This is a genomic window from Aeromonas sp. EU05-FHT14A05, from assembly GCF_058791175.1.
This window is the reverse complement of sequence record NZ_JBYTDH010000004.1, coordinates 236235-248712: the sequence shown is the minus strand read 5'-3', so window position 1 is coordinate 248712 and position 12478 is coordinate 236235. Positions and strand designations below refer to the sequence as shown.

The following is a 12478-nucleotide window of genomic DNA, read 5'->3' as shown; positions in this document are numbered from 1 at the left end:
CCTCGTCGAAAATAGGGGCAGATAACCCTGTCATCAGGGCACGCTCACCGTGACCATGATGGTGCCCGTGTAAGCACCGGTGCGCACCACCTGACCCGGCAACCGGGTCGGATACAGCCTCACCTGATATTGGGTGTTGTGGCTGGCCGCCGAGTAGGGTACCGCGATGGCAGTATCAAATGGAATAGGGGTCAGCGTATCCTGCTCGACCATGCCCACCCCGACCCCGGCCAGGCTAGTGGTGATGAAGCGATTCTGGCTGCTGAGCGCCCCCCCGAAGCTGTACTGCAGCGGCACCAGGTAGTCACTCGGGACCTGGCTGCAGGTCACGCTCACATTGACGCTGCGCGGGGCATAGCCCCTGGGGATCTCCCCCTCGACGAAGGCACTCTGCGCCACGGCGCCAAGATCGATGGGAATACTGGTGCCGGCGGGGAACTGGCAGGTCGGCGTCGAGGTGACGCTGATGTTCATCGCCAGGGTGCTGAAGGCATTGACCGGGCTGGTGTCCGGCGCACTGGCGCGGCGCACGAAGAGATGGGCGACGGTGCCGCTGAAGGTCTGGGTACCCGTGACCCCCTTGAGCAGTTTCAGGGTATAGCGGCCGCCGTTAACATCAATCCCGCCCAAGGCCAGATTCAACACGTTGCCGATGCAGACGGCCAGCAACCCGCTGCTGGTCGCGTTGAAAGGTATAGTCCGATAATTCCCTGCCGCATTGAACTCGACCTTGAGGCCGAAATAGGGGTTGAGCTTGATGAGGGTCCCCAGAGGATCGGAGACGGTGGGCAGACTGGTGGTGCCCTGGTAATAGACGGTCACCAGCAGCCCCACCGAGATGCCGGTGCAATCACAGGTGGCCGTGCCCGTGGTCGAGAAGGAGGCGGGAGCGTTGGTCCCCCCGGGCTGATAGAGACCGCTATCGGCGGTGATGGCGCCGGTCGCCACGAAGGGACTGGTGCACTGGCCATTGACGGCCCGTGCTTCGCCCGCCCACAAGCTCCCCAGCAACAGCAGCGCTGCCACCAGCAAGGAAGGCAAGCCCAGGTTTCCGACGCCGTCACTCATCCCGCTCTCCTCCATGCCTGCCCAGGACAAATTCCTGCTCATGATAATTGCCATCGTCGTCTATCCAACGCAGCCGCCCGCGGGCCCCCGCCGGCACGGCGCCAACCATGGGAAGCGACAGGGAACCATAAGGCGGCAGCACCCCACCCTCGCGCCAGGCGAGGTGCGGTGCGCGCAGCAGCACCTCGCTCAGGCTGATGTGAAAGGGGCCAGGATTGCTGACTCTAAGTCCGCCCCCCGCCAGCCCCTGCCAGCCAAGCCGGCTCACCGCCTCGGCCGGGGAGCCCGCCAGGCCGGACGGCCGGTAGAACAGCTTGATGCGGGTGCGATACGCCAGCTGCACGCTCCCCTGCGAGGCCTGTGCCTTGGGGGGCAGTCCGAGGACATTGAGCCAGAACAGGGACTCCCGGTCTTGGGGAAGCACGCTCAGATCCGCCCCCAGGATGCGCAGCACCTGCCCCTTCTGCGACCCCAGCCGCATCATGGGCGGCACCACCAGAAAGGGGGTGGAGACATCGGCCGGTCCCTGCTGCTCATTGCCACCATCGACCCAGGCCTGCAGCAGGCTGGGCTCGCTGCCGTCGTTGCGCACCATCAGGCTGGCCTCTGAGCCCCCTTCATAGATCACCCGGGTACGCATCAGGTTCAGGGCGGCCTCGCTGCTTGAGCACCACAGCAGGGAGCCCAACGCCAGCCATGACAGCATGGCGTACCCTTCCAGGGCCCGGCGCCAGCCATGGCAATCAAGGGGGTCTCTCATGAACTTGCTCCCAAAGCGAGGCAGCGGGCGGCGACCTGTTGATAGGGCACAGCAGGATCCGGCCGAGGAACCCGATAATCGAGCCGGCACCGCTCATCCCCCTCCTTGCCCCACTGGACATGGAGGGTCCCCTGCTCGCCACGCACGAAGATGAGCCCCCCCTGACCGACCACGGCCACGGCATCGCCGCGGCCATCGACCACCTCGGCACCAAAGGGCGGCGCACTGCCATCCTGACGCACGGCCTTGAGCAGCAAGGGCTGGCCGACATGGGTCTCGTATGCCAGCTTGACGATGGCCCCCCGGCGCGGGGCGACCATCTGGGCGCTGCCATCTATCTCCACATCCAGCGGCAGGCCGCTGGGATCCAGGCCTATGATGTTGGTGCGATAGGGGTTGAGCCCGGCCAGCACGGCATAGCCATCCCCGTCCACCTCGCTGCCGATCCCGTGGCTGACCCTGGCCCCCTGGGCTCCCTTGGCTTCCACCAGCGCCATCGTCTCCCCTTGCGTCTGCCCCAGCACCCAGCCCTCCTCATGGACCAGCAGGGTTCCCTTGGCCGAGGCCACGTACTGGGCGTAACCCTCCCCCTGACTGGTACTCAGCCCCAGCTGGGTGGCCGCCGTCTGATATTGCAGGTTGGCGCCATAGCTCAGGGCCGAGCTGCCACTCACCCGACTCTGATTGCCATAGACACCGTAATAGAAACGCCCGTCCCGGGTCCCTCCGTTGAGATCCAGTCTGGCGCTGGCGCCCTGTCCCTCCTGATAGGAGAGGGTGCTGCCAAGACGCGGCGACCCCAGCTTGTCCCCGATGGGGATGCTGAGGCTCAGCACGTATTGATCCCCCACCCCCTCGTCCAGGGAGTGGCTGGCCGACAGGGTCAGGCTGCCCCAGTCAAACCCCCGGTTGTAGCCGAGCTGGAAGCTGCTGCTCTCCCCCTGGCCCCCCCAGTAGTCGCGGCGAATGCCGTTGAAGTAGAGATCCCCCCACTCCCCCACCGGCTGGTTGATGTTGAGCTGGAAGCGATTGCGCTCCCGCTGCAACCGGTCCAGCGCCTGGACCTGTATCGCCGCCACGTCGTTGAGGTCGAGATAGCCTTCGCTGGAGAAGCGATAGGCGGCCAGGGTGAAGTAGGTCTGGGTCCTCTCCATCTGCTTGCTGTAGGTGAGGCGATAGCTCTGACCGGCGAGGGAATCGGGCACGTTCGCGCTGGCGGGCAACGCCCGCGCCCAGGAGCCGGTCACATCCAGGGCCAGGGCGCCGTAGTCCGAGCCCATGGCCGCGCCCCCCAGCAGGGCACCGTAATCCTCGGCGGCTATGGTTCCACCATACAGGGTCAGGGCATCCGAGAAGCCGCGCCTGTAGGTGCCTTGCAGGAAATCCGGACCATCGGGGCCCGCATCATTGCGATAGCGTCCCAGGGTCAGGCTGAAGCGGGAGGTGTCGTCTCGCAGCATCTGCACCACGGAGGAGAACGGCAGGGTGAAGCTGCGCTCGCTGCCATCCGCCTCCGTGATGGTCACATCCAGATCACCGGCAAAGCTGGTGGCGTAGAGATCGTCGATGGCAAAGGCGCCGGGGGCGACCTGGGTCTCATAGATGAGGGCGCTGCCCTGCCGTATGGTGACCCTGGCATTGCTCTGGGCCACCCCGCGCACCACGGGGGCAAAGCCCCTCTCGAAATCCGGCAGCATGGCGTCGTCGCTGGCAAGCTGCACGCCGGTGAAGGGCACGCTGTCGAAGCTGTCGCCCGGGGTGAAGTACTCCCCCAGGGTCAGCTGGGCTTTGCGGGAGGTGACATCCCGCTGCGCATAGCTGTTGAGGGGCTGATAGCCGCCCCCCTGGTTGCCCTGCCAGGAGCCGTTGTGGCGCAGGCGCCAGGCCCCGAGGTTGATGCCGGTGTTGAGGTTGACGCTGCTGCTCAATGGCTCCCCTGTGCTCCCCTGCTCGCTGTAATAGAGGTTGGCGTTATAGCCGACGAAGGCTGCATTGATCCCCTGCACCCACTGCTCAGGCCCCACATAGTCCCGCCTGGCCTGACCGAGATAAGCCTGGGGCAGGCTGAGTGCCCCGCTCAGACTGGCCAGATCGAAGGTGAAGCTGGCGCCGGGCACCAGGGCCCCCACCTCGATGCAGTCGCTCCGAAGTTGCTGCTGCACCGCCCCCTGGTCGGGCAGCTTGTCGACCAAGAGCCCCCACTGGGTCAGCTGATCCGGCTGAAAGCAGAACAGGGGCGTCCCGGGATCCTCTCCCGCTCTCACCTCCACCTGCTGGCTTATCCTCTCCTTGCCATTGATGGTGATGTCGAGCTGGTAGCGCCCGGGGGGGATGAAGTCGGCACGGGAGAAGCGGGCCAGGTCGATGTTGACCCCCAGGCTGTCGAGCAGGCGGCTGTCAAACTCGATGTCAGCAGGTGGGCTGACCGCTTGTCCGGCCAGCTCCTCCCCCATGGCAAGGGCGCCCCAGAGCAACAGGGAGATACCGCAGGCGGCGTGCCAGAGGACGGTGGCATGAAGGCAGCAAGAGAGGGGCATTCTGGCTGTCACGGCAAACCTCCCCCTCAGCGCCGGCCTGTGCACCGGGAGCGCCGACCCCTGGGTCCCGCTCCGGCATCTTCCGGGATCAATTGAAGACGAATTGGCCCACCTCGCGGGCACCATAGTCGTTGAGCCAATAGAAGGTCACGGCCTTAGCATGGACGACCCCGGACAGCGGCTCAAGGGGGAAATCGAAGCTGCCCCCCGGCGCCACCATGCCGCCACTTGAGTTGCTGTAGCGCTGCGACGACGCCGTCGCCTGCAGCTCCAGATTGCTGATGCTGACGTGATAGAGGCTGGGGTTGCTGGCACGCAGTGCGTAACCGTCCCCCTGCCGGATCAGGCGCCAGCTCAACTGCTTGGCGGAGCGCTCGACATTGCCAGGCAGCCCGGATGGCCGGTAGAACATCTTGATCCGTGAGCGGAAGGCTAGCTGCACCAGATTCTGACCCGCCAGGGTCGACTTCACGCTCGGCGGCACCTCCAGCACGTTCAGCCAGAACACCGACTCGCGATCCTGGGGCAGCCCCTGCCCCACATAGGCCAGGCGCAGGGACTGGCCACGCTGGGCCTCGATGCGGGTGATGGGAGGGGTTACCAGGAAGGGGAGCGCCTCGGCGCCGGGCCGGATGCGGCGATCGCCCGCATCTATCCACACCTGTACCAGCGAGGGGGTGCTCCCCTTGTTGGTCAGCTCCAGGGTGACCTCATGGGCGTTGGCCGGGTAGATGACCCGGGTGCCCGAGATCTGGACATGGCCCCAGGCCAGCAAGGGCAGGAGCAGCACGCACCAGAGCATGAGCATCAGCCCCGCCCTGCGGGGCCGATGGATGCGAAGCGCCTTCATGACAGAGCGCTCAGTGGTAGTCCAGGGAGTAGATGAGATCCGCCGAGACCAGGCCGGCGCCGACGGCACCTGTGGCTATGTACTGGGCGCTGTAATAGAGGGTTGCCCCCCCGGTGGCACTGAAGTTGACCAGCACGTTGTTGCCTGTGTTGGTTCTCAGATCGATGGGGGTGCTGTTGGCCGAGAGGATCTGCACCTCGACGTTCTGGGCCGGGTTCTTGCCGCCCGAGGCGACGGCCTTGTTGCTGAGGTTGCCCGTGGTCTGCTCCACCCCGATGTTTTCGAAGTAGGCCCGCACCGACCCCGTGGTCGGGCAGCTGGTGAGGGCGAGGTTGAAGCCTGTCGCCCCCGCGGTCTGGCCTATGCTGCCGAGCGCATTGGTGCTGACGGTCGGCAGGGTCACGGTCGCCGACGCCGTACCGCCATTGACCGCGATGGCACAGGTCCCGGCGGTCACCTCGCCATTGATGGTAATGACCCCGTTGAAGGCGGCAACGGGTGCCGACATCCCCATGGTGAGTCCGAGTATCAAGAGAGCCTTCGTCTTCATCACAACCTCCACCTGTCCCTGGATGTCGCTGGCGACTGCTTTTCTCCTGCCAGTGCCTTGCTGCCTGCCGCCATAGGTGCCATTCAAAGACACCTTTAGTAACACATTAGTAAATAGCACAGAGTTCTCACTCCTGCCCTGTTCCAGGCAAACCCTGACGCACCCCATGGCCCGAGGTGACGGACAGCCGGGCAAGAATGTGCCATCATTTTCCCCCTTTTATCTCACCGCCTTGTTCGATGGAGCCACCATGCGCCGCCTGTTCTTCCTCGCTCTGCTGCTCGGCAGCGCCTCCCTTCATGCCGAACCCGGCTTCATCAGCCGATTGCTCAACCACCCGGTGCCGGGGGGCGTGGCCGTGGTGCCGCTGGGGGATGGGCCCAAGGTGCCCACCGTGCGCTATCAGGACAAACCTGTCCTGGTGGTGCGGGAAGAGGGGCGGCACTGGATTGCCATCGTCGGCATTCCGCTCAAGAGTCAGGCGGGCCCCCATCAGCTGCAGGTGAGCGATGGCCGCACCCTGGGCTTCACGGTCGGCAACAAGCACTACCGTGAGCAGCACATCAAGCTGAAGAACACCCGCCAGGTCAATCCGCTGGCCGAGGACATGGCCCGCATCAACCGTGAGCTGGCCGAGCAGAACAAGGCCTACCAGACCTTCAGCCCGGCCCAGCCGAGCAACCTGCTGTTCGACAAGCCGGTCCAGGGCCCCCTCTCCAGCCCGTTCGGGCTGCGCCGCTTCTTCAACGGCGAGGAGCGCAACCCCCACTCCGGCCTCGACTTCGCGGTCGGTGCCGGTACCCCCATCAAGGCACCGGCCGCCGGCAAGGTGATCCTCATCGGCAACTACTTCTTCAACGGCAATACGGTGTTCGTCGATCACGGTCAGGGGCTCATCAGCATGTTCTGCCACATGTCCAAGGTGGACGTGAAGCTGGGCCAGAGCCTGCCCCGCGGCGGCATCGTCGGCCGGGTCGGCGCCACCGGTCGCGCCACCGGTCCCCACATGCACTGGAACGTCAGCCTCAACGATGCCCGCGTCGACCCCGCCATCTTCATCGGCGCCTTCAAGCCCTGATCCGGGCAGCACGAAACGACAAAGGCAGCCCGGGCCGCCTTTGTCGTTCATGGAGAGAGGGGGCTAGTCACGGAGCTGCGGCATGCTGCCCGGCCTCCTTGCCCATGGCCCGCCACATCACCAGTACCAGCAGGGTGCTGCAGGTGGGCAGCGCCAGCCAGACCCCGGCCACGCCCCACAGGGAGGAGAAGCCCCATAGGAAGCCGCCAATCAGCACCAGCTTGCCCCCGGTGAGCAGGGAGGCGATGCGGGCCCGGTTGATGGCCTGGAAATAGGTGGCCCCCACCAGCAGCAAGCCTTCCATCGGCAGCCCCCAGAAGTAGAGCCAGATGCCGAGCGTCGCCACCGGCAACAGGGCCGCGTTGTCGCCGGCAAAGAGATAGACCACCCCCTCAGGCCAGACATAGAGCGGTATCATGCCGCACAGCGCCACCGCCAGGGTCACCCCCAGCGCCAGGTTGCGCACCCGCAGCACCCGCTGCCAGTTGCCCGCCCCGGCGTTGAAGCTGGCGATGGGCTGGATGCCCATGGCGATCCCCTCGAAGATGAGATAGAAGAAGGCCTCGCTGTAGCTGATGACCCCGTAGGCGGCCACGTGCAGGGAGCTGCCGACCGACAGCAGCGCCTTGTTGTGCAGCGCCAGCACCACAGACAGATAGAGGTACATCAGGAAGCTCGACACCCCGAGTCGCAATGTCTCCCCCATCAGGCGCCAGTCCGGCACCAGGGTATCCCAGCGGATGCGCAGCTGGCTGCGGGGGGTGAAGAAGTGCCACAGGCAGAGGCCGCCGGTCACCGCCTGGGAGAGCATGGTGGCAATCGCCGCCCCCGCCAGTCCCCAGGGGATCACCGCCATCAGCAGATAGTCGAGCAGCACGTTGAGCACGCCACCCCCCACCAGGATCCAGGTGGTGAGGCCGGGTCGCCCGTCGTTGCGCAGCAGGGCGGTGAACGCCATGGAGAGCACGGCAAAGACCCCGAGCCAGGCGTACCACTGCAGGTAGGCGAACCCGGCGTCGAAGATGACCCCCTCGGCCCCCATCCAGGTCAGCATCTCCTTGCCGTACCGGATGCCGATGAAGGCGAGTACGGCGGAGGCGATGAGCACCATCACCAGGGCATTGCCGACGATGTGGCGCGCCTTGGCCTGCTCCCCCTTGCCCAGATAGAACGAGGCGAGCGACGAGGAGCCCATGCCGATCAGCGCCCCCACCGCATAGAGCACGGCGCAGATGGGGTAGGCCAGCATCATGCCAGCCAGGCCGTCCTGACCCAGGATATGGCCGACGAAGATGCCGTCTATGGTGACGTAGATGCCGGTGACCAGCATGGCGGCCACCGTCGGGGTGACGTAACGCAAAAAGAGACGAGAGAGGGGGGCCGTGCCCAGATCGACAGTGGACATAAATTGCTCGAGGGAGGGGAACGGCCAGAATAATAGCCAAACAAGACCCGGATCACCCGTTATTTATGTTGCAGATCATTAATGTGGAAGGCTTTACCCACCCCTGCCCCTGCTTTAGGCTAAGGCGACTTCTCATGAACGGAAACGTGCGCCATGTTGCAACGCCTGCTCTGCCTGATGCTCTGTCTCAGCCTGCTCCCCTTCTCCGCTGCCCAGGCCGATGATGCCGTCACCCAGGTGGAAGAGTTGCTGCAAAGCGTCCCCAAGACCGACAGCCCCGAGAACCAGCAACTGCGGGAGAGCTATCAGCAGGCGCTGCAGTATGCCCGGGATGCCCAGCGCTACCGGGAGCAGGGCAAGGCCTATCAGCAGATCCTCATCGACTATCCCAAGGAGTCGGCCCGCCTCAAGGAGAGCCTGCACAACTATCAGCCCCAGTCCCGCCCGCCCCTCTCCTCCCTCAAGGAGGAGGCGCTGCGCCAGGCCATCAGCCTGAGCAGCAACCGCCAGATCAACCTGCGCAAGGAGCGCCAGGCGGTGACCGACAGCCTCAACCAGCTGGAGAGCACGGGCCAGGAGTACCATGTCCGGGTCGATGAGCTGCGCAAGCAGCTGCTGCAGACCCGCTCCCAGCTTGATCGCTTGAGCTTCAGCAACGAGTCGGATCGGCTGCAGGAGGCCCAGCAACTGGCCACCCGCCTCAAGGAGCAGAGCCTCTCCGACCGGATCCAGATGCTGGAGCTGGAGCAGCTCTCCGCCCAGCAGCGCAACGATCTCGGCAAGCTGAAGCTGCAGGAGCTCAACCTCGCCATCACGGACGAGGACGAGTGGCAGAACAGCCTGCTCAACCAGCAAAACCAGCTGCGGCGAGAAAAAACGGAGCAGGCGCTGGCGGAAAGCGAGCGGCTGCGCCGGCAGCTCACCTCGGATCTGCCCCTGCTGCAGGAGCAGCAACAACAGAACCAGGCGCTCTCCCTGCAACTCGGCGCCCTGGAAGATCAGATAGAGCGGGTACAGGACGAGCAGCGCGGCATCGACACCTCCCTGTCAGGGCTGAGCGATCTGGTCAACTCGGTGCGGGAGCAATTGGAGTGGCTGCAGATAAGCAACGCCTACGGCGAAAACCTGCGCAGCAAGCTGGCGGATCTGCCTGCCTACTTCCCCCTGGAGAAGCTGGAGTCCGACATCGTCAAGGCGCGCATGGCGAAGTACCAGTACGAGACAGAGCAGGATGCCCTGAAGGATCCCGTGCAGATCCGCAACAACCTGCTGAGCGGGGATGAGATCACCCTGGACAGGGCCCAGCGCGCCGTGCTCGACAACCTGCTCAAGGCCAGACGCCAGCTGCTGACCCGGCTCAACGACGCCTCGGATACCCTCATTCAGGAGCAGACCCGGCTCAAGCTGCTCTACAGCCGCCAGAACAGCAAGATCGACGAGATCCGCGAGATCAGCGCCAGCCACCTGTTCTGGATGCCGGATGTGCGCCCGCTCACCCCGGCCGTCCTGCTCGGCGTGCCCACCGCCCTGAGCCTGCTGCTCGATCCCGTCAACTGGCTGCAACTGCCCAGGGCCATAGTGGAGAACAACCCCATGACCCTGACCCTGGCGGGGCTCGGCCTGCTGGTGCTGGCCTGGTGCTGGGCCAAGCTGGGGCGCCACCTGGTGCAGTACAGCCACTACATAGCCCCGCGCATCGGCAAGGTGACCCAGGACAAGTTCAGCCTCACCAGCCGGCTGCTGGTGCGCTCCCTGCTCGCGGCCCTGCCGCTGCCCGCCATGGTGCTGATGATGCGCGGCCTGCTGGACGGCGCCTGGCAATACCCCTTCGCGGTGGCGGTGGCCCGGGGCCTTGGCGAGATCTGGTTCCTGCTGCTGGCGCTGCTGGTCGCCCGCCATCTGACCCTGGAGAAGGGGATCCTCATCCTCCATTTCCGCTGGCCAAAAGAGTCGGTACAGCGGGTCTGGGGCCAGTTCCGTACCCTGCTGCTGGTGCTGATCCCCAGCTTCTTCGTGCAGGGCATGGCCAACAGCTATCAGGAGCACGCCGTCTACGACTCCCTGGGTCGCCTCGCCTTCATCATCGGTGCCCTCTGGCTGCTGCTCTTCTTCGCCCGCCTCAACCGGGAGAGGCTGCCGCTCACCTGGGGCCAGGCGGACATGACCAAGCCCCACCTGCTGCACCACTTCATCTGGAACAGCCTGATGCTGGCCCCCCTGCTGGCGGTGCTGGGCTCCCTGTTCGGCTACTTCTATACCTCCCGCATCCTGCTGCGCCAGCTGGAGCTGAGCCTGCTGGCGGGGCTCGGCTGCCTGCTGATCTACTACCTGGCCCATCGCTGGATGCTGATCCAGCGCCGCCGCCTCGCCTTCGATCGCGCCAAGAGCAAGCGGGCCGAGATCCTGGCCCAGCGGGAGCGAGAGGATGACGACTTGAGCTCCGAGATCCCGGACGCGGTGGAGGAGCCCGAGCTGGATCTGGACACCATCAGCGCCCAGTCCCTCGGCCTGGTGCGTACCCTGCTGATGCTGGGCTTCACCATGCTGGTGGTGGTGCAATGGTCGGATCTCAACTCCGCCTTCAGCTTCCTCAGCAGCATCGAGGTGTGGCAGGTGAGCAGCAAGGTGGCCGGCATAGAGCAGCTCTCCGCCATCACCCTGCAGGATCTGATGCTGACCGCCTTCGCCTTCATCCTGACGGTGGTCACCGCCCGCAACCTGCCGGGGCTGATGGAGCTCACCCTGCTCCAGCACCTGAGCCTCTCCCCCGGCACCGGCTTCGCCCTGACCACGGTCAGCAAGTATCTGGTGATCCTCATCGGCGCCCTCACCGGCTTCTCCATGCTCGGCATCGACTGGTCCAAGACCCAGTGGCTGGTGGCGGCGCTCTCGGTGGGCCTGGGCTTCGGTCTGCAGGAGATCTTCGCGAACTTCGTCTCCGGCCTCATCATACTGTTCGAGAAGCCGATCCGGCTCGGTGACACCGTCACCATTCGCGATCTGACCGGCACTGTCACCAAGATCAAGACCCGCGCCACCACTATCGTGGACTGGGACAGGAAGGAGATCATCGTCCCCAACAAGGCCTTCATCACCGAGCAGTTCATCAACTGGTCCCTGTCCGATGCCATCACCCGGGTCAAGCTGCGCATCCGCATCGGCCTGACCCAGGAGCCCAAGCGGGTGCAGCAGCTGCTGGAGCAGTGCGTGCAGGAGTCCACCCTGGTGCTGGATACCCCCACCCCAGAGGTGTTCCTGATCGAGTTCACCGACTCGGCCCTCATCTACGAGATCCGCCTCTACGTCAACAACATGGATCACCGGATGCCGATCACCCATGAAGTCCATTCGCTGATCCTGGACAAACTCAACCAGCTCGGCATGCCTCTGCCCCACCAGCAGATCGACATTCGGATGAGCCGGGGCTAAGCCCAGACAACGCAGGAGCCAATCATGCAGATCATTGCCCATCGCGGTGCCAGCAAACTGGCGCCGGAGAACACCCTCAAGGCGATGGAGATAGCCATCGCACTCGGAGTCGGCGCCATCGAGCTCGACGTGCAGTGGGCAGACGGCGAGCTCTGGGTCTTCCACGACCGGCGGCTGGAGCGTTGCACCGACGGCCGCGGGGTGCTGACCGAGCAGTCCCGGGACTATCTGGCGAGCCTGGATGCGGGGGACGGGGAGCGGATCCCGACCCTGTGGCAGGTGATGGGCCTGGTGGCGGGACGCTGCGAGCTGCACATCGAGCTCAAGGGGGCGCACACCGCCGAGCCGGTGGCGGCCCTGACCCTCCGCGCCGAGGCGGAGCTTGGCTTCACCCCGGCCCAGTGGGTCGTCTCCTCCTTTCACCATCCCGAACTGGCGCGCTTCAAGGCACTGCGGCCAGAGATCCGGCTTGGCGCCCTGACCGCCAGCCTGCCGCTGCACGGTGCCCGTTTCGCCGAAGAGCTGGGAGCCTGGTCCCTGAATTGCGACGTGGATTTTGCCGACGCCGGGCTGGTGGCGGATGCCCATCGCCGTGGGCTCAAGATCCTGGTCTACACGGTCGACGAACTGAGTGATGGGGCTGCCTTGGCGGCCATGGGTGTCGATGGCATCTTTACCAACCGACCAGATCGATTCAGCTGAGTATCGGCGCGCCCTGGCGGCCCATCAGGAGGTGAAAAAAGATCGAAAATTTCCTGTGCACCGGGATACATAAAGTCCACTTTCAGCCGATACAAAGTT

9 protein-coding genes are annotated in these 12478 nt (G+C 65.0%); 3 read left to right on the top strand and 6 right to left on the bottom strand.

What is annotated here, in order from left to right:
- Positions 1 to 33: 33 nt before the first annotated feature.
- The 5 genes from AC3WR3_RS08305 to AC3WR3_RS08285 all read right to left on the bottom strand — a co-directional run bounded on the left by AC3WR3_RS08305 (position 34) and on the right by AC3WR3_RS08285 (position 5765).
- The gene (locus AC3WR3_RS08305) at positions 34 to 1068 is read right to left on the bottom strand and encodes a fimbrial protein (protein WP_492291619.1); all 1035 of its coding nucleotides are present in this window, start codon (positions 1066 to 1068) and stop codon (positions 34 to 36) included.
- A complete protein-coding gene (locus tag AC3WR3_RS08300) occupies positions 1061 to 1828 on the bottom strand; it encodes a fimbrial biogenesis chaperone (RefSeq protein ID WP_492291618.1) in 768 nt (255 codons plus the stop codon). Before AC3WR3_RS08300 ends, AC3WR3_RS08305 begins: the two co-directional genes overlap by 8 nt.
- Entirely contained in the window at positions 1825 to 4377 is a 2553-nt protein-coding gene (locus AC3WR3_RS08295; RefSeq protein ID WP_492291617.1) for a fimbria/pilus outer membrane usher protein, read from the bottom strand. The genes AC3WR3_RS08300 and AC3WR3_RS08295 overlap by 4 nt, the downstream gene beginning before the upstream one ends.
- Before the next feature lie 76 nt (positions 4378 to 4453).
- Positions 4454 to 5173 (bottom strand): fimbria/pilus periplasmic chaperone, encoded by a 720-nt coding sequence (locus tag AC3WR3_RS08290; protein ID WP_492291616.1) that lies wholly within the window; start codon positions 5171 to 5173, stop codon positions 4454 to 4456.
- A gap of 52 nt (positions 5174 to 5225) precedes the next feature.
- The gene (locus AC3WR3_RS08285) at positions 5226 to 5765 is read right to left on the bottom strand and encodes a fimbrial protein (RefSeq protein WP_025326137.1); all 540 of its coding nucleotides are present in this window, start codon (positions 5763 to 5765) and stop codon (positions 5226 to 5228) included.
- Positions 5766 to 6015: 250 nt separating this feature from the next.
- On the opposite strand from AC3WR3_RS08285, the gene AC3WR3_RS08280 reads away from it, so the two are divergent.
- Positions 6016 to 6843 carry a peptidoglycan DD-metalloendopeptidase family protein gene (locus AC3WR3_RS08280; protein WP_492291615.1) on the top strand — a complete coding sequence of 276 codons (828 nt, stop codon included), beginning with the start codon at positions 6016 to 6018 and terminating at the stop codon, positions 6841 to 6843.
- Between the two features lie 67 nt (positions 6844 to 6910).
- Here the strand turns inward: AC3WR3_RS08280 and AC3WR3_RS08275 are convergent, their stop codons facing one another.
- Complete coding sequence (locus AC3WR3_RS08275; protein ID WP_492291614.1) at positions 6911 to 8248, bottom strand: MATE family efflux transporter; 1338 nt, start codon at positions 8246 to 8248, stop codon at positions 6911 to 6913.
- Positions 8249 to 8401: 153 nt separating this feature from the next.
- Between AC3WR3_RS08275 and mscM the strand changes: the two genes are divergently transcribed.
- Both mscM and AC3WR3_RS08265 read left to right on the top strand, forming a co-directional pair.
- Entirely contained in the window at positions 8402 to 11677 is a 3276-nt protein-coding gene (mscM, locus tag AC3WR3_RS08270) for a miniconductance mechanosensitive channel MscM (RefSeq protein ID WP_492291613.1), read from the top strand.
- A 24-nt stretch (positions 11678 to 11701) separates the two neighbouring features.
- The gene (locus AC3WR3_RS08265) at positions 11702 to 12379 is read left to right on the top strand and encodes a glycerophosphodiester phosphodiesterase (protein ID WP_492291612.1); all 678 of its coding nucleotides are present in this window, start codon (positions 11702 to 11704) and stop codon (positions 12377 to 12379) included.
- Positions 12380 to 12478: the final 99 nt, after the last annotated feature.

What these genes read in the sequence shown, in the direction of transcription:
- AC3WR3_RS08280 (WP_492291615.1), top strand. Translation starts at nt 6,016, where the DNA reads ATGCGCCGCCTGTTCTTCCTCGCTCTGCTGCTCGGCAGCGCCTCCCTT.
- AC3WR3_RS08275 (WP_492291614.1), bottom strand. Translation starts at nt 8,248, where the DNA reads ATGTCCACTGTCGATCTGGGCACGGCCCCCCTCTCTCGTCTCTTTTTG.
- mscM (WP_492291613.1), top strand. Translation starts at nt 8,402, where the DNA reads ATGTTGCAACGCCTGCTCTGCCTGATGCTCTGTCTCAGCCTGCTCCCC.
- AC3WR3_RS08290 (WP_492291616.1), bottom strand. Translation starts at nt 5,173, where the DNA reads ATGCTCATGCTCTGGTGCGTGCTGCTCCTGCCCTTGCTGGCCTGGGGC.
- AC3WR3_RS08300 (WP_492291618.1), bottom strand. Translation starts at nt 1,828, where the DNA reads ATGAGAGACCCCCTTGATTGCCATGGCTGGCGCCGGGCCCTGGAAGGG.
- AC3WR3_RS08305 (WP_492291619.1), bottom strand. Translation starts at nt 1,068, where the DNA reads ATGAGTGACGGCGTCGGAAACCTGGGCTTGCCTTCCTTGCTGGTGGCA.
- AC3WR3_RS08265 (WP_492291612.1), top strand. Translation starts at nt 11,702, where the DNA reads ATGCAGATCATTGCCCATCGCGGTGCCAGCAAACTGGCGCCGGAGAAC.
- AC3WR3_RS08285 (WP_025326137.1), bottom strand. Translation starts at nt 5,765, where the DNA reads ATGAAGACGAAGGCTCTCTTGATACTCGGACTCACCATGGGGATGTCG.